This window comes from Streptomyces toxytricini, from assembly GCF_014649915.1.
Classification (GTDB): Bacteria; Actinomycetota; Actinomycetes; order Streptomycetales; family Streptomycetaceae; genus Streptomyces; species Streptomyces toxytricini.
Window position 1 is genome coordinate 104334 of sequence record NZ_BMTY01000013.1, and the last position, 23994, is coordinate 128327.

Annotated in this window: 20 protein-coding genes and 1 tRNA gene; 12 read left to right on the forward strand and 9 right to left on the reverse strand. The window is 72.2% G+C overall.

Features of this window, described 5'->3' with window-relative positions; translation table 11 throughout:
- Positions 1–218 precede the first annotated feature (218 nt).
- Both IE170_RS18020 and IE170_RS18025 read left to right on the forward strand, forming a co-directional pair.
- Positions 219–779: a YwqJ-related putative deaminase gene (locus IE170_RS18020; protein ID WP_189810413.1), complete on the forward strand. Its 561-nt coding sequence runs from the start codon at positions 219–221 to the stop codon at positions 777–779.
- Positions 780–790: 11 nt separating this feature from the next.
- Positions 791–1303 (forward strand): SUKH-3 domain-containing protein, encoded by a 513-nt coding sequence (locus IE170_RS18025; protein WP_189810414.1) that lies wholly within the window; start codon positions 791–793, stop codon positions 1301–1303.
- A gap of 111 nt (positions 1304–1414) precedes the next feature.
- Here the strand turns inward: IE170_RS18025 and IE170_RS18030 are convergent, their stop codons facing one another.
- A complete protein-coding gene (locus IE170_RS18030) occupies positions 1415–2692 on the reverse strand; it encodes a sensor histidine kinase (RefSeq protein WP_189810415.1) in 1278 nt (425 codons plus the stop codon).
- Between the two features lie 131 nt (positions 2693–2823).
- On the opposite strand from IE170_RS18030, the gene IE170_RS18035 reads away from it, so the two are divergent.
- The 7 genes from IE170_RS18035 (at position 2824) to IE170_RS18065 (ending at position 8955) form a co-directional block, all read left to right on the forward strand.
- Positions 2824–3738, forward strand: a complete 915-nt coding sequence (locus IE170_RS18035; RefSeq protein WP_223856691.1) for a hypothetical protein — start codon at positions 2824–2826, stop codon at positions 3736–3738.
- 7 nt (positions 3739–3745) lie between these two features.
- A tRNA-Gln gene (locus IE170_RS18040) sits at positions 3746–3816 on the forward strand.
- A 109-nt stretch (positions 3817–3925) separates the two neighbouring features.
- Positions 3926–5374: a bifunctional UDP-N-acetylglucosamine diphosphorylase/glucosamine-1-phosphate N-acetyltransferase GlmU gene (glmU, locus tag IE170_RS18045; protein ID WP_189810416.1), complete on the forward strand. Its 1449-nt coding sequence runs from the start codon at positions 3926–3928 to the stop codon at positions 5372–5374.
- Between the two features lie 146 nt (positions 5375–5520).
- Positions 5521–6498 carry a ribose-phosphate diphosphokinase gene (locus tag IE170_RS18050; protein ID WP_125546207.1) on the forward strand — a complete coding sequence of 326 codons (978 nt, stop codon included), beginning with the start codon at positions 5521–5523 and terminating at the stop codon, positions 6496–6498.
- A gap of 218 nt (positions 6499–6716) precedes the next feature.
- Positions 6717–7304 carry a 50S ribosomal protein L25/general stress protein Ctc gene (locus tag IE170_RS18055; protein WP_189810417.1) on the forward strand — a complete coding sequence of 196 codons (588 nt, stop codon included), beginning with the start codon at positions 6717–6719 and terminating at the stop codon, positions 7302–7304.
- A 94-nt stretch (positions 7305–7398) separates the two neighbouring features.
- Positions 7399–7989 (forward strand): aminoacyl-tRNA hydrolase, encoded by a 591-nt coding sequence (pth, locus tag IE170_RS18060; protein WP_189810418.1) that lies wholly within the window; start codon positions 7399–7401, stop codon positions 7987–7989.
- A 201-nt stretch (positions 7990–8190) separates the two neighbouring features.
- Positions 8191–8955, forward strand: coding sequence for an LAVTG motif-containing sortase-dependent surface protein (locus IE170_RS18065; protein WP_189810419.1), 765 nt, complete (start codon positions 8191–8193; stop codon positions 8953–8955).
- A 99-nt stretch (positions 8956–9054) separates the two neighbouring features.
- On the opposite strand, the gene ppc is transcribed toward IE170_RS18065, so the two are convergent.
- Complete coding sequence (gene ppc, locus IE170_RS18070) at positions 9055–11736, reverse strand: phosphoenolpyruvate carboxylase (RefSeq protein ID WP_189810522.1); 2682 nt, start codon at positions 11734–11736, stop codon at positions 9055–9057.
- A 457-nt stretch (positions 11737–12193) separates the two neighbouring features.
- On the opposite strand from ppc, the gene IE170_RS18075 reads away from it, so the two are divergent.
- A complete protein-coding gene (locus IE170_RS18075; RefSeq protein ID WP_189810420.1) occupies positions 12194–13177 on the forward strand; it encodes an acyl-CoA desaturase in 984 nt (327 codons plus the stop codon).
- Positions 13174–13848, forward strand: a complete 675-nt coding sequence (locus IE170_RS18080; RefSeq protein WP_114057854.1) for a TetR/AcrR family transcriptional regulator — start codon at positions 13174–13176, stop codon at positions 13846–13848. The genes IE170_RS18075 and IE170_RS18080 overlap by 4 nt, the downstream gene beginning before the upstream one ends.
- Before the next feature lie 88 nt (positions 13849–13936).
- On the opposite strand, the gene IE170_RS18085 is transcribed toward IE170_RS18080, so the two are convergent.
- Positions 13937–14797, reverse strand: a complete 861-nt coding sequence (locus IE170_RS18085) for a trans-aconitate 2-methyltransferase (protein WP_189810421.1) — start codon at positions 14795–14797, stop codon at positions 13937–13939.
- 175 nt (positions 14798–14972) lie between these two features.
- Here IE170_RS18085 and IE170_RS18090 point away from each other — a divergent pair, with 175 nt between their 5' ends.
- The gene (locus IE170_RS18090; RefSeq protein ID WP_189810422.1) at positions 14973–15470 is read left to right on the forward strand and encodes a MarR family winged helix-turn-helix transcriptional regulator; all 498 of its coding nucleotides are present in this window, start codon (positions 14973–14975) and stop codon (positions 15468–15470) included.
- On the opposite strand, the gene IE170_RS18095 is transcribed toward IE170_RS18090, so the two are convergent.
- The 6 genes from IE170_RS18095 to IE170_RS18120 all read right to left on the reverse strand — a co-directional run bounded on the left by IE170_RS18095 (position 15429) and on the right by IE170_RS18120 (position 23983).
- Positions 15429–16202 carry a response regulator transcription factor gene (locus IE170_RS18095; protein WP_189810423.1) on the reverse strand — a complete coding sequence of 258 codons (774 nt, stop codon included), beginning with the start codon at positions 16200–16202 and terminating at the stop codon, positions 15429–15431. The genes IE170_RS18090 and IE170_RS18095 overlap by 42 nt on opposite strands.
- 495 nt (positions 16203–16697) lie before the next feature.
- Positions 16698–17660: a UDP-glucose 4-epimerase GalE gene (gene galE, locus IE170_RS18100; RefSeq protein ID WP_189810424.1), complete on the reverse strand. Its 963-nt coding sequence runs from the start codon at positions 17658–17660 to the stop codon at positions 16698–16700.
- 71 nt (positions 17661–17731) lie between these two features.
- Entirely contained in the window at positions 17732–18430 is a 699-nt protein-coding gene (locus tag IE170_RS18105) for a response regulator transcription factor (RefSeq protein WP_189810425.1), read from the reverse strand.
- A gap of 134 nt (positions 18431–18564) precedes the next feature.
- On the reverse strand, positions 18565–20367 hold the full coding sequence (locus IE170_RS18110; RefSeq protein ID WP_189810426.1) for an outer membrane protein assembly factor BamB family protein: 1803 nt from the start codon (positions 20365–20367) through the stop codon (positions 18565–18567).
- 40 nt (positions 20368–20407) lie between these two features.
- Positions 20408–22030, reverse strand: a complete 1623-nt coding sequence (locus IE170_RS18115) for an outer membrane protein assembly factor BamB family protein (protein ID WP_189810427.1) — start codon at positions 22028–22030, stop codon at positions 20408–20410.
- 156 nt (positions 22031–22186) lie between these two features.
- The gene (locus tag IE170_RS18120) at positions 22187–23983 is read right to left on the reverse strand and encodes an ABC-F family ATP-binding cassette domain-containing protein (protein WP_189810428.1); all 1797 of its coding nucleotides are present in this window, start codon (positions 23981–23983) and stop codon (positions 22187–22189) included.
- Positions 23984–23994: the final 11 nt, after the last annotated feature.

Sequence of the window (23994 nt, forward strand, 5' to 3'; positions counted from 1 at the left end):
TCTGGCTGGTTCACCACAGCCTATGCGGTGGGGCAAGACCGGCCCCGCCCACGACCCGGTCCGTCCCACCCACCCCCACCATGACCGCAAACATCCGAATTGATACGAATATTCGACCCAGGTTCCACACCCCGGACGACATTTGACAGGCTGTCCCGCAAGCACGGGGGCGTGCGCACCAGCGGCCACCACCGCAGCCACGGGAGGGAAGACGCGACATGCAGAACACAGCGGCACGCGCAGCCGCGGGCACACGAGCCACGGCCGAGACCGGCCCGGGAACCCCCGGCCCCGCCGGAGACCCCCGCCTGCGCTGGAGCACCGCCGACCGCACCGCGGTACCCGTACCGCGCTTCCGCCGCGACGGCATCCTGCCCACCGTCGCCGCCGCCCTCTCCGCCCGCGGCGAAATCCTCACCAGCACCGCCGGCAAGGCCGACCAGCCGCCCGCGCTCCACCCGCTCGTCCAGGACTTCCTCGACACCCTCACCAGCGGCCAGCGCGAACGCTTCACCGGCCGCTGCCCCGAGGCCATCCTCCTCTCCCGACACCTCACCGCCACCGAAGGCGCCCGCAGCAAACGCGCCTCCCGCAAGCCCCTCACCGCCAACGAGGCCCGCCGCTCCCTCAAGAACTCCAAGATCACCGCACGCCGCATCCGGGAGGACGGCGACCCCCTCCACGGCACCTACGCACCTCCCTGCCGCTCCTGCGAGGCCCTCCTCGCCCACTTCGGCGTACGCCACGTCGACCTCACACCCGCGTCAGAGAAGGCCTGAACCCCACCACCATGACCACCCCCTCCGCCTCCTACGACCGCTCCTCCGCCACCCGCTTCCCCACCGCCGTCGACCACGCACTGCGCACCGCCGGCTGGGAACCGGGCCGCTGGGACATCAAGCAGGCCGAATACTGGGCCGACGCCCTCCGCGACCACACCACCCCGGCCGGCCACCGCCACACCGTCTTCCCCGCCGCCGTCGAGGCCTGGGCCGAATTCGGCGGCCTCACCATCACCGCCCCGGGCCCCGGCCGGCAGATAGCGCCCGTCCCCGTCCGGCTCGACCCCCTCACGGGCCTCCACCTCGCCCGCACCTTCGCCGACCTCGGACGCGCCCTCAACACCCACCTCTGCCCCCTCGGCACCGACTCCGACGGCGACTCCCACCTCGCCATCGACCAGGAAGGCCGCGTCTACGCCATCGACCACACCGGCGACTGGTACCTCGGCCCCCGCATGGACGAAGCCCTCACCCTCCTCCTGACCGGCCTCCAGCCGGCCCGGCTCATCAGCGCCCCCTGACCACCCGGGCACCGCCCGCCCCGCGGCGGCCGCCGGCACGGCATACCGCCCCCGCCCGCGTCCGTGCAGCGGGCGGCCCCCAGGGCCTGTCGTCACCGCAGCGGGCCGCCCTCACCCCCGCGGCACCCCCGGCAGCACCGCCGACACCCGGAACCCGCCCGCTTCCGTCGGACCGGACACGAACACCCCGCCCAGCCCCACCACCCGCTCACGCATCCCCACCAGCCCGTTCCCCCCGCTCGGCAGCCCCGGCAGAGCCGCACCCGCCGCCCCCGGCCCGTTCTCCACCTGCATCGCCACCTCCCCCTCCCGATGCGCCAGCCGCACCACCACACGCGCACCCGGCGCATGCTTGTGGCAGTTCGTGAGCGCCTCCTGCACCACCCGGTACGCCGTCCGCTCCACCACCGCCGGATACGCCCCCGCCGCACCCCGCACATCCAGCTCGACGACCATCCCCGCCGCCCGCGACTCCCCCACCAGCGCCTCCAGCCCCGCCAGCCCCGGCCCCTCCTCCCCACCCGAAGACACCGCCACCGCCACTGCCGGCGCCTGCTCCACCACCCGCTCCGGCCGATCCGGCCGCGGCGACCGCAGCACCCCGAGCATCTCCCGCAACTCCGTCAACGCCTGCCGGCCCATGTCCCCCACCAGCGCCGCGTTCTGCGCCGCCTTCACCGGATCCTTCGCCGCCACCGCCTGCAACGCCGCCGCATGCACCACCATCAGCGACACCCGGTGCGCCACCACGTCGTGCATCTCCCGCGCAATGCGCGTCCGCTCCTCCGTACGGGCCCACTCCGCCCGCTCCTCCGCCCGGTCCGCAAGCAGCGACAGCTCCCGCTCCAGCGAATCCGCCCGCTCCTGCAGGCTCTCCATCAGCCGACGCCGCGCCCCCACGTACATGCCCAGCAGCACCGGCGGCACCGTCAGCGCCACCGCCATGAACAGCGACAGCCCGACCACCAGCGTCCGCCCGGCCTCCTCCTCGCCGACCGTGCGCACGTACGTCACGACGAACGTGGCGACGAAGGACATCACGGAGAGCGTCGCCGTGATCCGCCGCGGAACCTCGCAGGCGGCGAGCGTGTACAGCCCCACCAGGCTGAGCAGGAAGCCCATCTCCGCCGGCGTGACGGCGATGCCGACGAGCACCACCGCGACCGGCACCCGCCGCCGCAGCACGACGACGGCCCCGGTCAACACCCCGAACAGCACTCCCAGCGCCACGGGCACACCGGCGTCACGGGCGAAGACCACCCCCTCCGCGGCACACTCGGCGACCGACACCCCCGCCAGCGACACGTCCAGCACGGCGGCCCGCCGCCGGTCCCACCACAGGGGCCCGTCCCGCCCGTCCCCACCCTGCTCTTCCCCCGAAACGGCCATGCGCCCCACCCTACGCAGCGCCCCCAGCACACCGGCGACGGGAATTCCCGCGAACCACCGGTATTCGCACGTACGACTGAATCGCCCACCCCTCAAGACCTGAATCCCACATTCCGGACGACAGTGGAGGCATGACCGAAACCCGACAGGCGCACGGCGACGACACCGGCGGCCTGCGCAACGGCACGACCACCTTCGAGGCCCTCCGCGACCAGGCCGTCGCCCTCCGCCGCCAGGGCCTCAGCCGCCGCCAGATCCGCGACCACCTCCACGTCCACAACAACGACATCCTGACCCGCCTCCTGGAAGGCGAGCCCCCACCCGACTGGACCCGCCGCCCCAACGCCAAGGACGACCTCCGCGCCCGCGCCCGCGAGCTCCGCCTCCAGGGCATGACCTACGACCGGATCCAGCTCGAACTGGGCTGCTCGAAGAGCTCGATCTCCCTCTGGGTCCGCGACCTCCCGAAACCGGACAGCCGCTCGCCGCAGGAGCAAGGACGCGAGGGGGCGTACAAGCGCTGGTCCCTGGAGGCCCCCCGCAGGGAAGCCGAGCGCAGCGCCGTGATCGACGCCGCGAGGGACGAGGTTGGCGCGATGTCCGAGCGCGAGCTGTTCCTCGCAGGCGTCGCCCTGTACTGGGCGGAAGGGAGCAAGAGCAAGCCGTACCGCCGGGATGAGAGCGTGATCTTCGTGAACAGCGATCCGGGCATCATCCGGGTGCACCTGGCATGGCTGAAGCTCCTGGAGGTGGACCCGGCCCGGCTGCGTTTCCGTGTGATGGTGCACGAGACGGCGGACGTACAGGGCGCCGAGTCGTATTGGGCCGCCGTTGCCGGAGTAAAGCCGACGGAACTTCAGAGGACGACGCTCAAGAAGCACAACCCGAAGACCGTTCGCAAGAACACCGGCGAGAACTACCGGGGCTGTCTGGTCGTCCGGGTGTCCGCAGCACGCGACTTGTACCGTCGCATCGAAGGCACTTGGTGCGGCATAGTAGGTGCCGTCGACCCGGGCAGGAATAACCAAATGTCCGATTCGGGTTGATTTATTATCCCCTGTGGTGTAAAGGCAGCACTGAGGTTTTTGGTACCTTATGTCCGGGTTCGAATCCTGGCAGGGGAGCAATAGCGGTTCGGGTCCTGACCGGAAGGTCGGGACCCGCCCTCGTTTACGGCGTCTGGCCCCCCGGTATCCTTCGGGGGTCCACCACCCGAAGCCGAAGGGCACACCCGTGAGCGCCAACCGCCCGGCAGCCGTCGTCGTACTCGCAGCGGGTGAGGGCACCCGCATGAAGTCGGCCACTCCCAAGGTCCTCCACGAGATCTGCGGGCGGTCGCTCGTCGGACACGTCGTCGCCGCCGCGCGCGAGCTGGACCCCGAGCACCTCGTGGTGGTCGTCGGCCACGCCCGTGAGCAGGTCGCGGCCCACCTCGCCGAGATCGACGCGGACGTCCGCACCGCCGTCCAGTACGAGCAGAACGGCACCGGCCACGCCGTCCGCATGGCGCTGCAGGAGCTCGGCGGGTCCGTCGACGGGACCGTCGTCGTCGTGTGCGGTGACACTCCGCTGCTGACCGGTGAGACGCTCGGCGCCCTGGTCGCGACGCACAGCGCCGACGGCAACGCCGTGACGGTGCTGACGGCGGAGGTCCCGGACTCCACCGGGTACGGCCGCATCGTGCGCGACGCGGAGACCGGCGCGGTCACCGCGATCGTGGAGCACAAGGACGCGACCGACGCGCAGCGCGCGATCCGGGAGATCAACTCGGGGGTGTTCGCGTTCGACGGCGCGCTGCTGGCGGACGCCCTGGGCAAGGTCCGGACGGACAACAGCCAGGGCGAGGAGTACCTGACGGACGTGCTGGGGATCCTGCGGGAGGCCGGCCACCGGGTGGGTGCGTCGGTGGGGAGCGACCACCGGCAGATCCTGGGGATCAACAACCGCGTGCAGTTGGCGGAGGCGCGGGCGCTGCTGAACGGGCGGCTGCTGGAGCGGGCGATGCTGGCGGGCGTGACGGTGGTGGATCCGGGGAGCACGTTCGTCGACGTGTCGGTGACTTTCGGCCAGGACGCGCTGGTGCATCCGGGGACGCAGCTGCTGGGGGCCACGCATGTCGGCGAGGGTGCCGAGGTGGGTCCGAACACGCGGCTGCGGGACACGCAGGTGGGTGCGGGTGCGCGGGTGGACAACACGGTGGCGGAGTCGGCGGTGATCGGTGCGTCGGCGTCGGTGGGTCCGTACGCGTACCTGCGGCCGGGGACGAACCTGGGTGTGAAGGCGAAGGCCGGCACGTACGTGGAGATGAAGAACGCGACGATCGGCGAGGGCACGAAGGTGCCGCACCTGTCGTACGTGGGTGACGCGACGATCGGGGAGTACACGAACATCGGTGCGGCGAGCGTGTTCGTGAACTACGACGGTGAGCACAAGCACCACACGGTGGTGGGCTCACATTGCAAGACGGGTTCGGACAACATGTTTGTGGCGCCCGTCACGATCGGGGACGGTGCCTACACGGCCGCGGGGTCGGTGATCACGAAGGACGTGCCGGCGGGTGCGTTGGCCGTGGCGCGGGGCCAGCAGCGGAATATCGAGGGCTGGGTGGCTCGGAAGCGGCCGGGGAGTGCGGCTGCTTCGGCGGCGCAGTCGGCGGCCGGTGAGGGGTCCTCGGGGGCCTGAGCGGCTCTTCCGGGTGAACTGTCCGGAAACAGGTGCGCCGGGGACGGCGTACCGTGATAGGTGCACGCAATTCGGCTGGCTCACCGTGTGCGGGACGGACGCACATGGGGGCGAGCAGCTTTCAACACGTCTGAGGAGACTGTGCTGTGACCGGGATCAAGACGACCGGCGAGAAGAAGCTGATGCTCTTCTCCGGCCGCGCCCACCCCGAGCTGGCCGAGGAGGTTGCGCACCAGCTGGGCGTCCAGCTCGTGCCGACCAAGGCTTTCGACTTCGCCAACGGTGAGATCTACGTCCGCTTCCAGGAGTCGGCGCGTGGTGCGGACTGCTTCCTGATCCAGAGCCACACGGCTCCGATCAACAAGTGGATCATGGAGCAGCTGATCATGCTGGACGCGCTGAAGCGCGCGTCGGCCCGTTCCATCACGGTGATCATCCCGTCGTACGGGTACGCCCGCCAGGACAAGAAGCACAAGGGCCGCGAGCCGATCTCGGCGCGTCTGGTCGCGGACCTGCTGAAGACGGCGGGTGCGGACCGCATCCTGACGGTGGACCTGCACACGGACCAGATCCAGGGCTTCTTCGACGGCCCGGTCGACCACCTGTCGGCGCTGCCGGTCCTGGCGGACTACGTGGGTGCCAAGGTGGACCGCACGAAGCTGACGATCGTCTCTCCGGATGCCGGCCGCGTGCGGGTGGCGGACCGCTGGTGCGACCGTCTGGACGCCCCGCTGGCGATCGTGCACAAGCGGCGTGACAAGGACGTCGCCAACCAGGTGACGGTCCACGAGGTGGTCGGCGAGGTCAAGGGCCGGGTGTGCGTCCTGGTCGACGACATGATCGACACGGGTGGCACGATCTGCGCGGCGGCCGAGGCGCTGTTCGCGCACGGTGCGGAGGACGTGATCGTGACGGCGACGCACGGCATCCTGTCGGGGCCGGCGGCGGACCGTCTGAAGAACTCGAAGGTGAGCGAGTTCGTGTTCACGAACACGCTGCCGGATCCCTCGGACCTGGAGCTGGACAAGATCACGGTGCTGTCGATCGCGCCGACGATCGCGCGTGCGGTCCGCGAGGTGTTCGAGGACGGTTCGGTGACGAGCCTGTTCGAAGAGCAGCAGTAGAGCAGGAGCGGGACGCCCCGGGGGCGTCGGCCGTGGTGGCCGGCGCCCTGGGGGAGATCCTTTTGGGTGCGGCCTCCGCGCCGGGTAGACTCTCAGGGTTGCTCGGCGAGGGAGGCCGCACTTGTGTGCGGGTGCTCCGTTATCGACGCGCTCTTCGTAGCAGGCCGTTTCGTGGCCGGGTGACCGTTGTCCGTTCCGTCACCCCACGAGGAGTGAACATGTCCGAGGTCAAGCTTTCCGCTGAGCTCCGCACCGTCTTCGGCAAGGGCGCCGCCCGTGCCACCCGCCGCAACAAGCAGATCCCCGCGGTCATCTACGGCCACGGCGAGGCCCCGAAGCACGTGGCGGTCGAGGGTCACGCGCTGACCATGGCGCTGAAGACCCCGAACGTCCTGATCTCCCTGGACATCGCGGGCGACGGCACCGAGCTGGTCATCCCGAAGGCCGTCCAGAAGGACCCGATCAAGCGCACCGTCGACCACGTGGACTTCCTCGCGGTCAAGAAGGGCGAGAAGGTCACGGTCGAGGTTCCGGTCCACACCGAGGGTGACCTGGCCGCCGGCGGCAACCTGCTGGAGCACGTCCTCGCCTCCGTGTCGGTCGAGGCCGAGGCCACCCACCTGCCCGAGGCGCTGACCGTGTCGGTCGAGGGCCTGGAGGCCGGCGCGTCCGTCCTGGCGAAGGACGTCACCCTGCCGTCCGGCGTGTCCCTGGTGACGGACGCGGACGCGGTCGTCCTGCAGGTCGTCGCGGCTCAGGCCGAGGAGCCGGCCGCCGAGGCCGAGGGCGAGGGCGCGGAGGCCTGAGCCTCCCCCTTTTCCCGTCGCACCGGTTGCGCACCCGACCGCCGTCCGGCTCCACTGGAGCAGGACGGCGGTCGTCCATGTTGAGGAGCTAGTGATGTCGGACGACGCAGCGCCCTGGCTGATCGTCGGCCTCGGGAACCCCGGGGCGGAGTATGCGGGCAACCGCCACAATGTCGGGTTCATGGTGGTGGACCTGCTGGCCGAGCGGATGCGGGGGAAGTTCAAGGCGCACAAGGCGCGGGCGCAGGTGGTGGAGGGGCGTGTCGGTCCTCCGGGGCCGGCGAACCGGCGGGTGGTGCTGGCGAAGCCGATGTCCTTCATGAACCTGTCGGGCGGGCCGGTGACGGCCCTGCGGGACTTCTACAAGGTGCCGGTGGACCGGATCGTGGCGGTCCACGACGAGCTGGACATCGACTACGCGACGCTGCGGCTGAAGGTGGGCGGCGGCGACAACGGGCACAACGGGCTGAAGTCGATGACGAAGTCGCTGGGCCCGGACTACCACCGGGTGCGGTGCGGCATCGGGCGGCCGCCGGGCCGGATGCAGGTCGCGGATTTCGTGCTGAAGGACTTCTCCTCCACTGAGCGCAAGGAGCTGGACTGGTTCGTGGACCGGGCCGCGGATGCGGTGGAGTGCCTGGTGACGGAGGGGTTGGAGCGGGCGCAGTCCGCGTACAACTCCTGATGGTCTGACGGGTTTTGCGGTGGGCGGGGGCCGGGTGTTCACGGCTCCCGCCCACTGATCGTTGCTACGGACATAAGGCGCGCTCGCGTCTGGTTCGTACAAATGCTGACGACTGCCTCTTGACCCGGACGGGTCGCGGTCAGCATGCTGGGCCGCCACCTCCCACGGCACGCTTCCCTCATATGCGCCAGAGGTATCCCCATGCCCATATCCCCCAAGCGCTGGGCGGTCGCCGCGGTTCCCGCCGCCGCCTCCCTGCTGCTCGCCGCGGGTGCCGCCCCCGCTTTCGCCGACGGGTCGTACACGATCCCGATCCACCAGAAGCTTCCGCTGACGGCCACGTCCCAGGGCGTCGAGAACCAGAAGAAGTGCGCGGACATCCCGTCCTCGCAGGACGGCTGGCACTTCGTGCTGCCCGGCAACTCGACGACGTTCGTCGAGCTGAAGGTGACCTTCGAGCCGGGTGGCGAGAAGACCGTGACGGTCTTCGGCCCGCCGACCGACAAGCACGCGTACGTCGCGTCCGAGCCGGGTGCCAAGCTGACGGCCGCTTCGGCGAAGGTCACGGGCGGCTCGGTCGAGTGGTTCAACCTGTCGCACACTTGCCCGTCCTCTGCGACGGTGTCGCCGTCGCCGTCGGTGTCGTCCGGCGCGCCGTCCCCGTCGGGCAGCCCGTCCTCCTCGGCGTCGGCGTCGGCGTCGAGCAGCCCGTCTTCGTCGGCTTCGCCGTCCGCCAGTGCGTCGTCGTCGGTGTCGCCGTCCGGTACGCCGTCGGGTACGCCGTCGGGTTCCCCGGCCCCGTCGGGCTCCGCTTCGGCTCCGGCCACGGGCGGTACGACGGGCGGCGGTCTGGCGAGCACCGGCTCGGACGCCCCGGTCGGGCTGATCGCGGGCATGGCGGCCGCGCTGGTCGGCGCGGGCGCGTTCCTGGTGGTGCGCCGCCGCAGGGCGGGTGCCGAGGGCTGAGTCCTCGTGAGCCGGGGGCCGGGTGCCCGCGGTGATGCGGCGGGGCCCCCGCACCGTGGTCGGTGCGGGGGCCCCGTCGTGTTCCGGGCGGGCGGCGGGTCAGCCGGTGTTGCGCAGGCCGGCGGCGACGCCGTTGACGGTGAGGAGCAGGGCCCGGGACAGCAGCGGGTCGGGTGCTTCGCCGCGGGCGGCGGCGGCGCGCTGGCGGGCCAGGAGGGAGACCTGGAGGTAGGAGATGGGGTCGAGGTAGGCGTCGCGGACGGCGAAGGTCTGCTGGAGGACGGGCTGGGAGTCGAGGAGTTCCTCGCCTCCGGTGATGCGCAGGACTTCGCGGACGGTCAGCTCGTGTTCGGCGCGGATGCGGTCGAAGACGTGCTTGAGGTCGTCGGGGACGAGGGTGTCGACGTAGTGGCGGGCGATCCGCAGGTCGGTCTTGGCGAGGGTCATCTCGACGTTGGACAGGAAGTTGCGGAAGAAGTGCCAGCGTTCGCCCATCTCGGTGAGGGCGTCCTCCTGGCCGGCCTCTCGGAGGGCCTTGAGGCCGGAGCCGACGCCGTACCAGCCGGGGACGATCTGCCGGGACTGGGTCCAGCCGAAGACCCAGGGGATGGCGCGGAGGCCGTCGAGGCCGGCGCCGGAGTCGGGGCGGCGGGAGGGCCGGGAGCCGAGGTGGAGGTCGGCGAGCTGGTCGACGGGGGTGGAGGCGAAGAAGTAGGCGGGGAGGTCGGGGTCTTCGACGAGTGCGCGGTAGGCGGCGTGCGCGGCGTCGGAGACGATGTCCATGGCGGCGTCCCAGCGGGCGAGGGACTCGTCGGACTGGCGGGGGGCGGTGTGCAGGGCGGAGGCCTGCAGGGTGGCCGCGACGGTGAGTTCGAGGTTCTCGCGGGCCAGGGACGGGACGAGGTACTTGTCGGAGATGACCTCGCCCTGCTCGGTGACCTTGATCTCGCCTTCGAGGGTGCCCCACGGCTGGGCGAGGATCGCGTCGTGGGAGGGGCCGCCGCCGCGGCCGACGGTGCCGCCGCGGCCGTGGAAGAGGCGCAGGCGGACGCCGTGGCGGTGGGCGACGTCGCGGAGGCGGCGCTGGGCGCGGTGGATTTCCCACTGGCTGGTGGTGATGCCGCCGAACTTGGAGGAGTCGGAGTAGCCGAGCATGACCTCCTGGACGTCGCCGCGGAGGGAGACGAGGCGGCGGTAGGAGGGGTCGGCGAGCATGTCGTCGAGGATGACGTCGGCGGCGCGGAGTTCGTCGGTGGTCTCCAGCAGCGGCACGATGCCGATCTTGGCCCAGCCGGCGTGGAGGTCGAGGAGGCCGGCCTCGCGGGCGAGGACGGCGGCGGCGAAGACGTCGTCGGCGCCCTGGCACATGGAGATGATGTAGGACTCGATGACCTCGGGTCCGAACTTCTCGAAGGCGTCCTTGACGGCGAGGAAGACGCCGAGGGTCTTCTCTCCGGCGGCGTCGAGGGGGGCGGGGGTGGGGGCGAGGGGGCGGCGGGAGCGGAGTTCCTTCGCGAGGAGCTTCTGCCGGTACTCGCGGGGCATGTCGGCGTAGCGCCAGGATTCCTCGCCGAGGCGGTCGAACAGCTGGCCGAGGGCGTGGTGGTGGGCGTCGGCGTGTTCGCGGACGTCCATGGTGGCGAGCTGGAGGCCGAACGCGGCGAGGGTGCGGATGGTGCGGTCCATGCGGCCGTCGGCGAAGAGGGCGCCGCGGTGTTCGCGCAGGGAGGTCTGGATGAGGGTGAGGTCGGTGAGGAGCTCGGCGGTGCCGAGGTAGTCGCGGCCTTCCTCGTGGGGGGTGCCCTTGGCGAGGCGCTCGCGGGTGTTGAGGAGCTTCTGCCGGATGCAGGTGGCCTTGAGGCGGTAGGGCTCTTCGGCGTTGAGGCGCTTGTAGCGGGGGCTGATCTCGGGGAGGCGTTCGAGGTCGGCCTGGAGGGAGGAGAGGAGCTCCTCGGTGGCGCCGGTGTAGCGGATGGAGTTGGAGAGCAGGCCGCGCAGGTAGTCGATGAGTTCCAGGGCGTCGGTGATGCCGTGTTCGTGCTGGAGGATCAGGACGTCGCGGGTGACGTCGGGGGTGACGTTGGGGTTGCCGTCGCGGTCGCCGCCGATCCAGGTGCCGAAGGTGAGGGGGCGGGTGCCGGGGGGCAGTTCGACGCCGACGCGCTGGAGTTCGGCGGCGAGGTCCTCCAGGACGTCGCCGACGGCGCCGGCGTGGAGTTCGTCGAGGTAGTAGATGGCGTTGCGGGCCTCGTCGGCGGGCTCGGGGCGGACGACGCGGAGCTCGTCGGTCTGCCAGACGAGGTCGATGTTCTCGGCGAGGCGGAGGTCCTGGCGGCGGCGGTCGCCGGCGCCGGTGGCGGGCTCCTCCAGGAGGGTCGCGATGCGGCGGAGCTTGTTGAGGACGCTGCGGCGGGCGGCCTCGGTGGGGTGTGCGGTGAAGACGGGGCGGACGTTGAGGTTGCGGACCGTTTCGCGCAGGTGGTCGGGGTCGGCGTCCTTCAGCATGTCGGCGGTGCGGGCCAGGAGGCCGCCTTCGGCGGCGCGGTGGGCGCGCAGTTCGCGGCCGCGGTGGACCTGCTCGGTGACGTTCGCGAGGTGGAAGTAGGTGGAGAAGGCGCGCACCAGCTTGGCGGCGGTCTCCAGGTCGGTGTCGCCGAGGAGGGCGGCGGCTGCCTCCCCGTCGGTGCGGGTGAGGGCGCGGACGCGCTCGACGAGGTCGAGGAGGTCCCGGCCTTCCTGGCGGACGAGGGTTTCGCCGAGGAGTTCGCCGAGGCGGCGGATGTCCGCGCGGAGTTCCGCGTTGGCGGCGGCGACGGCGGGGGACGGGGCCCGGCCCGGGGTGGGGGCGGAGGAGGCCTGGTCGGCACTGCTCACGGGTGCGGCTCCTTGCAGTGGTCGAGCGCTACGGGGAGGTGGGCTCCGGCGTGCGCGCGGGGTGACCGTCCCGGACGCGTCCGAGGGGTACCGCCGTCCTGGTGCGCAGCTCGGCTGCCCGTGCGGACCGCGCTGTCCGACGACACCAGGATAGGTGTCCGTGCCTCGTGCCTCGGTAAACGTCTCATCAGGCGGGCGGGGGGTGGCGCGGCGGGGTGGGGCGGGTGTGTTGCGGGGGGTTCGGCGGGTAGGCGCGGTCGACCGCGGCTCCCCTTGTTGCCGGGCCGGGCTTTGCAATACTTACGTCGCCGTAGGTTACGCATCCGTAGGGTGCGGGCCTTCTCCTCATCCTCCAGGGGCCACCATGACCACCAGTCCCGATCTCGTCGAAGGCGCGTCGGTGCCTTCCCCTTCCGTCCCACCCGAGTCCGCGACGCTGGGCGGCGAGAGCAAGCGCTCCGTCGAGCAGGTCGCGCTGCTGTTCTTCATCGTCGTTCCGTTCGCGGCGCTGCTGGCCGCCGTGCCGCTGGCCTGGGGGTGGGGGGTGAGCTGGCTGGACCTGGGGCTGATGGTGTTCATGTACTTCCTGACGTGCCACGGGATCACGATCGGCTTCCACCGCCATTTCACGCACGGGTCCTTCAAGGCGAAGCGGCCGCTGCGGATCGCGCTGGCCGTGGTGGGGTCGATGGCGGTGGAGGGGCCGCTGGTGCGGTGGGTGGCGGACCACCGCAAGCACCACAGGTTCTCGGACCACGAGGGGGACCCGCATTCGCCGTGGCGGTACGGGGAGTCGGTGCCGGCGCTGTTGAAGGGGCTGTGCTGGGCGCACATGGGGTGGCTGTTCGACGAGGAGCAGACGGACCAGCGGAAGTACGCGCCGGATCTGGTGAAGGATCCGGTGATCCGGGGGATCTCGCGGGGGTTCGTGGGGTGGACGGTGCTGTCGCTGGCGCTGCCGCCGCTGGTGGGCGGTCTGGTGACGATGTCGTGGTGGGGGGCGTTCACGGCGTTCTTCTGGGGGTCGCTGGTGCGGGTGGCGCTGTTGCACCACGTGACGTGGTCGATCAATTCGATCTGCCACGCGGTGGGGAAGCGGCCGTTCCGTTCGCGGGACCGGTCGGGGAACGTGTGGTGGCTGGCGGTGCTGTCGTGCGGTGAGTCCTGGCACAACCTGCACCACGCCGACCCGACGTCGGCGCGGCACGGGGTGCTGCGGGGGCAGATCGACTCCAGTGCGCGGCTGATCCGCTGGTTCGAGCTGGCGGGGTGGGCGACGGACGTGCGGTGGCCGTCCGGGGCGCGGATCGACTCCCGGCGCAGGGAAAACGCGGCGAACCCGGCATGATGGGGGGCGTGGCGATCGACGGCAGCATTTCCAGCAGCGACAAGCCCCGGCGGGGCCGCCGGGTCCGGATGACGGGCGCCGAGCGGCGCCAGCAACTGCTGGACATCGGCCGTGCCCTGTTCGCGGAGAAAGGTTTCGAGGGCACGTCGGTGGAGGAGATCGCCGCGAAGGCGGGGGTGTCCAAGCCGGTGGTGTACGAGCACTTCGGCGGCAAGGAGGGCCTGTACGCGGTCGTCGTGGACCGGGAGATGCGCCAGTTGCTGGACATGGTGACGGGGGCGCTGACCGCGGGGCATCCGCGGGAGCTGCTGGAGCAGGCGGCGTTCGCGCTGCTGGACTACATCGAGACGTATACGGACGGGTTCCGGATCCTGGTGCGGGATTCGCCGGTGGCGCAGTCGACGGGGACGTTCGCGTCGCTGATCAGCGACATCGCCACGCAGGTGGAGGACATCCTGGGGCTTGAGTTCAAGGCGCGGGGGTTCGATCCGAAGCTGGCGCCGCTGTACGCGCAGGCGCTGGTGGGGATGGTCGCGCTGACGGGGCAGTGGTGGCTGGACGTGCGCAAGCCGAAGAAGGCGGAGGTCGCGGCGCACCTGGTGAACCTGGCGTGGCACGGGCTGGACGGTCTGGAGTCCAAGCCGCGGCTGGTGGGCCACCGCAAGAGCTGACGAGGGGGCCGGGCCGGTGGGCCCGGGCGGGACGCCCCGCCGCCGCGGACTGCCGCGGCGGCGGGGCGTCGTCGTACGGGTGCTGCGGTCAGTCCTCCTTGACGGCGACGGCGAAGATCCGCCGGAAGGGGAAGACGGTGCCGCGGGGGCCGGGGGGATAGGCCTCGCGGAGCAGGTCGCGGTATTCGGCGAGAAAGGTTTCGGCTGCGTCGCGGTCGTCGCCGAGGGCGGTGAGGACGGGGCGCAGGGCGGTTCCCTTGACCCAGTCGAGGACGGGGTCGGGGCCGGTCAGCAGCTGGTGGTAGGTGGTTTCCCAGGTGTCGGCGGTGCAGCCGAGTTCGGTGAGGCGGTCGAGGTACTCGGCGGGGTCGAGGACGTGGACGTAGCGGGAGCCGTGGCCGGCGAGGCGGTCGCGCCAGCGGGGGCTTTCGCAGAGGGCTGCGAGGAGGGCGTGGCTGGGGGCCGTGTGGTTGCCGGGGACCTGGAAGGCGAAGGTGCCGCCGGGGCGGAGGGCGGCGATCCAGGCGGCGAAGGAGCCGGGGTGGGCGGGGACCCATTGGAGGGCGGCGTTGGAGGTGATCAGGTCGTAGGTGTCGTCGGGGAGCCAGTCGGCGATGTCGGCGCGGCGGAAGTCGAGGGTGCCGCCGCCGGGGGTGGGGCCTGCGTGGTCGGCTTCGGCGCGGGCGAGCATGTCGGGCGAGAGGTCGAAGCCGGTGATGCGGGCGTCGGGCCAGCGGTCGGCGAGGAGGGCGGTGACGTTGCCCGGGCCGCAGCCGAGGTCGGCGATGCGGGCGGGCCGGCTGGGGAGGGCGGGTATGCGGGCCAGGAGGTCGAGAAAGGGGCGGGTGCGGTGTCCTGAGTGGCGCAGGTACTGCTGGGGGTCCCATCCGGGGGCGGTGGGCGGGGCGGCCGTGCGGGTCCGTGCAGCGGGGTCGACGTCGGAATGCATGTTCGAGCCTCCTTGCTGGGTGCGCGGGCGGAAGCGGAAGCGCCTCGGCCCCGTCCATGCCCAGCACCGCCCGCGAATATATCTCGACATCAAGAATAACCACATCAAGATATACCCGTCCGAGACTCTCGCATTCAAGAGACTTCACATCGACAGACCCCTTACACTGATCGGCATGGAGGACGAGGTCGACCGATTGGTCGCGGCATGGCGTCGGGAGCGCCCTGACCTCGACGTGGAACCGCTCGAAGTGCTGAGCCGCGTGAGCCGGCTCGCCCGCCACCTCGACCGCGCCCGCAGGCTGGCCTTCTCCGAGCACGGCCTGGAGCCCTGGGAGTTCGACGTCCTCACGTCGCTGCGGCGTGCCGGCTCCCCCTACCAGCTCTCCCCCGGCCAGCTCCTGACCCAGACCCTGGTCACCTCGGGCACCATGACGAACCGCATCGACCGGCTCGCCAAGAAGGGCCTCGTGGAGCGCCTGCCCGACCCCAGCGACCGGCGCGGCGTCCTGGTCCGCCTCACCCCCGAGGGCCGCGACCGCGCGGACGAGGCCCTCGCGGGGCTGCTGGCCCAGGAGCGGGCCATCCTGGCCCGCCTCTCGCAGGCCCAGCGCGCCGACCTGGCGGCCCTGCTACGCCAGTTGACCGCTCCGTTCGACAACATCCCCGGCTAGGTCGGCCGGCCGCACCCCCGCCCGCCGGGCCAGCGCCACGGCCGCCAGCGTGGAGTGCACGCCCAGCTTGCCCAGCACGTTCTGCATGTGCGTGCGGACGGTGTGCGGGGACAGGAACAGCCGGGCGGCGACGTCCTTGCGGCCCAGCCCGGCCACCATGCACCGCAGCACCTCGTGCTCGCGCGGCGTCAGCGACTCGACGAGCCGCTCGCTGTCGCTGCGGTGCTTGCGCGCCGCGGTCAGCTCCCGCAGCACCCCGGTCAGCAGCGCGGGCGGCAGGTGCGTCTCCTCCCGCAGCACGCCCCGTACGACGGCGAGCAGCCGGGAGAGCGAGCAGTCCTTCGCCACCCAGCCCGACGCGCCCGCCTGCAGGGCGAACGCGGCCCGGCGCGGGTCGTCGCGCTCGGCGAGGACGACGGTGCGCACGGCCGGATGGGCCGCCCGTACGCCCGCGACCAGCGCGATGCCGTCCGCCGTGTGCGGCGCCTGCCCCGCGGCGGTGCCCGCCTCGCGCTGGGCGGGCACGCCGCCGGCGGCGGTGCCGAGGTCGGCGTCCACCAGGAGCACGTCGAACCGGCGCCCCTCCGCGACGGCCCGCTCCAGGCAGCGCAGCGCGGCCGGGCCGCTGCCGGCGGCGGACACGTCGACGTCGGGCTCGGCGGCGAGTGCCGCGGCGAGCGATTCGGCGAAGATGCGGTGGTCGTCGACCACGAGAACTCGGATGCGAACCACAAAACCCCCAAGGGTCGGGGAACGGACGGCGGCGGGTACGGCGTCAGGACCGGGCGATCCGCGGGCGCCGCGGCCGCCGCCGAGACACCTCTGCATTACCCCGGACCGGACGCCGTACCCGGCGCGTCTCGACCCCTGAATCAACACCGGCCCCCACCGGCGTCACGCATCAGCGTAGAGCGGGCGGGGGGCGGCAGTTGGCCGAATAGCAGAAGTTTTCCGAGCGATTTCCGGAGGGCGCCGCCTCGAACCGGCGCTTCCATGGCGGGATTTCACCGGTCTCGGAGGCGGGGGCCGCCGGCGTCCGCCCGGACGTGCCGCGGGCAGGTGCACGGGGGGCATGCCACCCCGGCGTGCGCGCGCCGGGCGCCAGCGCACCGCACCGCTCCACGGCGCGCCGACTCCCCCGCGCGCTCCCCGGCACCGGTGCCCCGGACGCGCCGCGCCCCCGGCACCGCGAGGGTGCCGGGGGCGCGGAAAGCGCGGCGGGGGCGGTCAGACGCCGCGCAGGGCGCGCGTGAACTCCCAGGCGTCCCCGATGATTCCGGCGAGGTCCGGCCGGGACGGCGTCCAGCCGAGCCGGGCGCGGGCGTTCTCCGCGGAGGCGACGAGGACGGCCGGGTCGCCGGCGCGGCGCGGCGCGAGGACCTCCGGGATGTCCTTGCCGGTGACCTTGCGGACGGCCTCGACGACCTCGCGGACCGAGAAGCCGTTGCCGTTGCCCAGGTTGCAGATCAGGTGCTCGCCGGGGACGGCCGCGCCGAGCGCCGCGAGGTGGGCCTCCGCCAGGTCGGCGACGTGGATGTAGTCGCGCACGCAGGTGCCGTCCGCGGTGGGGTAGTCCTCGCCGAACACCGAGATCGCCTCCCGTTCGCCCAGCGCGACCTGGAGCACGAGCGGGATCAGGTGGGTCTCGGGGTCGTGGCGCTCGCCGAACTCCTTGTAGGCGCCCGCGACGTTGAAGTACCGCAGCGAGACCGCCGCGACGCCGTGGGCCGCGCACTCGCCGGTGATCATGTGGTCGACGGCGAGCTTGGTGGCGCCGTAGGGGTTGGTCGGCTTGGTGGGGGACTCCTCGGTGAGCAGAGGCTCGGTCGGCTCGCCGTAGGTGGCGGCCGTCGAGGAGAAGACCAGCTTGCGGACGCCGGCCCCGCGCATGGCCGCGAGCAGGGCGAGGGAGCCGCCGACGTTGTTCTCCCAGTACTTGCCCGGGTTCGTGACGGACTCGCCGACCTGGGAGGAGGCCGCGAAGTGCAGCACCGCCTCGTAGGAGGGGTCCAGGTGGCGGGCGGCGTCCTGGATGCGGCCCTCGATGAACGCGGCGCCGGCCGGGACGCCCTCGCGGAAGCCGGTGGAGAGGTCGTCGAGGACGGTCACCTCGTGGCCCGCTTCCAGCAGGTGGGCCGCGACGACGCTGCCGACGTAACCGGCACCGCCGGTGACCAGGTACTTACTCACTCGCCTACTACCTCTCGCGGGGGAACGCACGCGCGGTGCGTGCTCGTGCTGCCGCCCTCTGGCTTACCGGATTACGGGCGTCCGGGGAAATCGGGGGCCTGTCCGGGCAGTGCCGCCCGGTCCAGCAGGCCGGTCCGGGCGGCGAGCGCGGCCGCCTCCAGGCGGGAGCCGACGCCGAGTTTCATCAGCACCCGCTGGACGTGGGTGCGGGCGGTGCTCGGGGCGATCTCCATGCCGGCGGCGATGAGGCGGGTGTCCTCGCCCTCCGCGACCCGCACCAGGACCTCGATCTCGCGGGGGGTGAGCAGCCTGAGCAGCCGGCTGCCCTCGTCGTCGGGCGGGGCGGCCGGGTTCAGCAGCTCCGCGAACGCGCCCTGGAGCAGCTGCGGGGAGACGGCGGGCTCGCCGGCCCGGGCCTTGGCCAGGGCCCGCTCGACTCCCTCGATGCGCTCGTCGTGGCGTACGTACCCGCAGGCGCCGGCGGCGAAGGCGGCGGCGATGCCGCGCGGGCTGGGCACCGGCCCGAGCACCACCACCGCGATCTGCGGCCGCTCGCGCCTGATGCGGACGACGGGCTCGAAGACGCCGGGCTCGGCCGGGGAGGCCGTCCCCAGCAGGCAGACCTCCGGCGCCCGGCTGATGACGAGTTCGGCCGCACCGGAGGCCGGCGCCGCCGCGGCGAGCACGCGGTGCCCGCGCAGCTTCAGGGCCGAGGCGAGCGCCTCGGCCAGCAGCCGGTGCTCGTCGACCACCATGACCCGTACGCCCATCGGGCTCCCGCCCCCTCCCCTTATGCCCCGGCAAGCTACACGCTTGTTCGACGGCGCGCGGCGGTTACCGCGCGAAAGCCCCCGGAAAGGCGGACCTTCCGGGGGCTCCGTGCGGCCGTGGGGACGGCCGGGGGTCAGCTGGCGGTGTAGGACACGAAGAGGTAGTCCGGGTCGCCGCCGGAGATCGAGCTCTTCCGCGCGCTGGTGCGGGACATGAAGAGCTTGCCGTTGTGGTAGCGGAACTCGGAGAACTCGGGGGAGAAGGCGATCTCGGCCTTCTTGGCGGCCCGGTCGCCGGGCGTCTCCATCAGGAGGGTCTGCTTCATCGTCGTGCCGTCGATGGAGACGACCTGGCCGCCCTTGTCGTAGGGGCCGGCCTTGTAGGCGATGATGTTCGACCCGTCCATGCGGAGCGGGTACATGGTGTAGCGCTCGCCGGCGTCGGAGCGGTCGGTGGTCTGCTTTCCGGTCTCCAGCTCGAAGGAGAGCAGCTCGTTGGTGCGGCTGCTGTCCTGGCCCTGGTGCTCGATCGAGGGCAGGTAGACCTTGCCGTTGCCGACGACGATGTTGGAGCACATCTCGACCTCGGTGCTGCGGCACTTGCCGCCGAAGTTGCCGGAGGCCAGGGAGATGCGCGACTTCAGCTCGCCCTTGGGGTCGACGACGAAGAGGTCGCTGATGCCGGTGGCGTTCTTGGCGGTCTTGCCGACGTCGGCGGCGACGACGAGGGGCTTGGTGGAGATGATCGAGGCCCACTCGATGCCGTCGGACAGCTTGTACGAGGACGTGGGCGCGCCCGTGGCCGGGTCCAGGGTCTGGGCCTGGAGGGTCTGGTTCGGGGAGCGGCCGCACTTGCGGATGACGGCGAGGGCCTCGCCGCCGGCGTAGCCGGAGTCGTAGCAGCCCTCGGCGTCGGCCTTGGGGGTCCACAGGGACTTGCCGTCGGCGAGGTTCCAGGCGGCGCCGCCGCTGGTGCCGGCCGCGGCGACGGTGTTGCCGCTGATGGTGACTTCGTCGAAGTTCGCGGGCCGGTCGCCGGTGGCGCTGCCCTTGGCGTTGCCGGACCAGAGGAGCTTGCCCGAGGTGAGGTCGAGGACGCCGACCTCGGTGCACGGCGGGTACTTCACCTCCGGCGTGGGCTGGCTCGCGCGGAAGAGGAACGCCGTCTTGTTGTCGCTGACGTGCTTGGTGGCGCCGCAGATCTCGCCGGGGAGGGGCAGCTCCCACTTCTTGCCGCCGTCGACGAGGTTGTAGCCGACGATCTTGCCGATGTCCGACTTCGCGTACACGCTGTCGGTCAGCCAGGAGCCCTTGACGGAGGTGCTCTCCTCGGGGGCCGGGCTCGGGTGGTTGTAGAGCACCCGGGCCTTGGGGTTGGCGGGCGCCTTCTCGGAGCCGGGCGTGCCGGCCGGGGCGGCGCCGGTGCTCGCGCTCGGGCCGGCCTGGGGCTCGCCGTCGTCGCCGCTGCCTGAGGCGTACCAGAAGCCGCCGGCCACGATGAGGACGATGGCCAGCGCGGCCGCGCCGACGATCATGAGCTGGGTGCGCTTGTCGCCGCCCGAGGGGCCCTGCGGGGTGCCCGGCAGCGGCTGGGCCGCCTGCATGGGGGCCGTGGGCGCGCCGTACGGGTTGGGGGCGGCCGGGCCGCCGGGGGCGCCCTGCTGCGGGTAGCCGTAGCCCTGCTGGGGGTAGCCGTACGCGGGCTGCGCCGGCGCCTGCTGCGGGACGGTCGGCGGCTGCTGCGGGGCGGGCGGCTGCTGCGGGGCGCCGGCCGGCGGTGCGGGCGGCGCGGCCGGCGGTGCGGGCGGCTGCTGCGGGACGGGCGGCTGCATGGCCGGCTGGGTCGGCGGGGGTGCGCCGAAGCCTCCGGGCGGCGGGTCCGTCGGCGCTCCGAAGCCGCCGGCGGGCGGCTGGTTGGGGGGCGGCGGGGTACTCATCGGTTGCTACTGCCTCTCGGTGGGCGGCTCGGGGACACGTTCACTTGCCGAAGACCATCAGGAGCTTCTCGTCCGTGCCCTGGGCGCGCAGGAGCGCGGTGGAGAGGTAGAGGCGGCCGCCGACGTAGTCGATCTTCGGCTTGTAGAAGGCGGCCTCGACCGGTGCCGCGGTGCCCGACGGGCTGCGCAGCAGCGCGGTGGGGTTGCCGCCGGCGGCGGGGAAGGCGACGACCTCGCCGCCCTGGTCGGGGGTGGCCCGGCGGTAGGCGATCAGCTGGCCGTTCTCGGCGCGGATCGGGGTGAGGGTGCGGCCGTCGCCCGCGGGGGTGCGCCACTTGGCCTTGCCGGTGGCGAGGTCGAAGGCGACGATCTCGTTGGCCTTGCCGATTCCGGGCGAGGTCGGCATGTAGAGGGTGTTCTGGTCGACGACGGAGGTCTCGCAGACCTCGACGGACCGGAAGAGGCCGTTGGTGCACTCGGTTTCGAAGGTGCCCTCGCCGCTGACGGTGGTGCGCTGCTTGCCGTCGGGTCCGAGGACGACGATGGCGCGCTCCTTCTTCTCCTCGTTGCCGACGTCGAGGATGACGGGGTCGAGGGAGTGGACGCTGGTGACCTTGTGCTTGGCGGGGAGCCGGTAGGTCCAGGTCTTCTTGCCGGTGACCGGGTCGGCGTCGGAGACCTCGGTGGTGAGGTTGTCGTCGTAGCAGGTCGCGATGGCGATCATCTTGGTGCGGTGGGCGACGTACGCGCCGGGCTTGCAGCCCTCGGCGCCGTCGCTGCCGAACAGCTTGTCGCCGGTGCTGATCCTGAAGGCGCTGGCGGTGCCGCTGCGGCTGACGGCGACGGTGTCGCCGGCGATGCCGAGGGTGGGGCTGGTCATGATGTCGAAGAGGCCCTCCTTGGGCACCTCCTTGGACCAGCCCTCCTTGCCCGCCTTGAGGTCGACGAGCCGCATCTGGTTGCAGACGGCGCTCTCGGACTCGCCGTCCTTGTACATGACGACGGTCTTGGCGTCTGCGGTGGTCTGGCGGGTGACGGAGCAGATCTGCGTCGGGAAGGAGAGCTTCCACTTCTCCTTGCCGTCCGAGGCCCCGTAGGCGACGAGATCCTTCCAGATGCTCTTGACGACGGTGTCGCCGACGACCCACTGGCCGCCGGAGTCCACGCCCGAGCCGGGGCCGTCGATCTTGACGGTCTTCAGCCAGAGGGCCTTGTCCTCGCCCTGCTTGCGCCCGGCGTTGAGGTCCTCGGCCGCGCCGGAGCCGTTGCCGCTGCCGTCGCCCTTGTCCGGGGTGCCGGTCGGCTGCGGGGCGGCGGGCGGCGCGCTCTGCGCGGCGGGCTTGGGGTCGTCGCCGCCGTCCCCGGCGAACACGAAGAACGCGCCGGCGCCGGCGAGGAGCACGCCGGCCGCGGCGGCCGCGGCGATGACGGCCGTGCGGCGGCCGCGCGGGCCGCCGGGGACCGGGCCCTGCGGGGCGCCGGGGGCGGGCGGAACGGGCGGCGGGTAGCCGTAGCCGGGCTGCGCCATCGGCTGCGTCGGCGGCTGGGCGTAGGGGTTGGCGCCCTGCGGGGGCGTCCCGTAGCCGGGCTGGGGCGGGCCGGGCAGGTGGCTGTAACCGGACGGCGCGGGCGGCTGGTTCGGCGGCTGGGGCGGCTCGGTCATCAGCGCGTACCTTCGGCGTCGGGCGATCGGGGGGATCACCTTTCTACCACTGACGCGATTGCGCCAACCGGCCGGTCGCACCCCTGTTCCCAAGGGCGGACCGGCCCGTGACAGCGCCGTTATCCGACCGTTCGGCGGCCCCCCGCCGGGCCCGTGTCAGGCCTCCTCGGCCAGCTCCAGCCAGCGCATCTCCAACTCGTCCCGCTCGGAGATGAGTTCGCGCAGCTCCGCGTCGAGCTTGGCCACCTGCTCGAAGTCGGTGGCGTTCTCGGCGATCTTGGCGTGCAGGCTCGTCTCGCGGTCGGCCATCTTGTTGAGCTGCCGCTCGATCTTCTGCAGCTCCTTCTTCGCGGCCCTGGCGTCGCCGGCGGACGCCGACTTCGCGGGGGCCGGGGCGGGCGCCGGGGCGGCCGCCTCGACCATCCGCTGCCGGCGCTCCAGGTACTCGTCGACGCCGCGCGGCAGCATCCGCAGCGCCCCGTCGCCGAGCAGCGCCATCACGGTGTCGGTGGTGCGCTCGATGAAGAACCGGTCGTGGGAGATGACGATCATCGAGCCGGGCCAGCCGTCGAGGAGGTCCTCCAGCTGGGTCAGGGTCTCGATGTCCAGGTCGTTGGTGGGCTCGTCGAGGAAGAGGACGTTCGGCTCGTCCATCAGCAGGCGCAGGATCTGCAGGCGGCGGCGCTCGCCGCCGGAGAGGTCGCCGACGGGCGTCCACTGCTTCTCCTTGGTGAAGCCGAACTGCTCGCACAGCTGACCCGCCGTCATCTCGCGGCCCTTGCCGAGGTCGACGCGGTCCCGTACGCGCTGCACGGCCTCCAGGACGCGCAGCGACGGGTCGAGTTCGCCGACCTCCTGCGACAGGTAGGCCAGCCGGACCGTCTTGCCGACGGTGACGGTTCCGGCCGCGGGCTGGACGTCGCCCTGGGTGCGGGCGGCCTCGGCGAGGGCGCGCAGCAGCGAGGTCTTGCCGGCTCCGTTGACGCCGACGAGGCCGATGCGGTCGCCGGGGCCCAGGTGCCAGGTGAGGTGCTTGAGCAGGGTCTTGGGGCCGGCCTGGACGGTGACGTCCTCGAGGTCGAAGACGGTCCTGCCGAGGCGGGCGTTGGCGAAGCGCATCAGCTCGGAGGTGTCGCGGGGCGGCGGCACGTCCGCGATGAGGGCGTTCGCCGCCTCGATGCGGAAGCGCGGCTTGGAGGTGCGGGCGGGGGCGCCGCGGCGCAGCCAGGCCAGCTCCTTGCGCATCAGGTTCTGCCGCTTGGCCTCTTCGGTGGCGGCGATGCGCTCGCGCTCGGCGCGGGCGAAGACGTAGTCGCTGTAGCCGCCCTCGTACTCGAAGACGGAGCCGCGCTGGACGTCCCACATGCGGGTGCAGACCTGGTCGAGGAACCAGCGGTCGTGGGTGACGCACACCAGGGCGGAGCGGCGCTCGCGCAGGTGGCCGGCGAGCCAGGAGATGCCCTCGACGTCGAGGTGGTTGGTGGGCTCGTCGAGGACGATCAGGTCCTGTTCGTCGATGAGGAGCTTGGCGAGGGCGATGCGGCGGCGCTCGCCGCCGGAGAGCGGGCCGATGACCGTGTCGAGGCCGTGGGTGAAGCCGGGCAGGTCCAGGCTGCCGAACAGGCCGGTGATGATGTCGCGGACCTTGGCGTTGCCGGCCCACTCGTGGTCGGCCATGTCGCCGATGATCTCGTGGCGGATCGTCGCGGCCGGGTCGAGGGAGTCGTGCTGGGTGAGGATGCCCATGCGCAGGCCGCCGCTCTGGGTGACGCGCCCGGTGTCGGGCTCCTCCAGGCGGGCCAGGATGCGGATGAGGGTGGTCTTGCCGTCGCCGTTGCGGCCCACGACGCCGATCCGGTCCCCCTCGGAGACGCCGAGGGAGACGCCGTCCAGCAGGGCACGGGTGCCGTACACCTTGCCGACTGCCTCGACATTGACCAAGTTGACGGCCATCAGACGCGCTC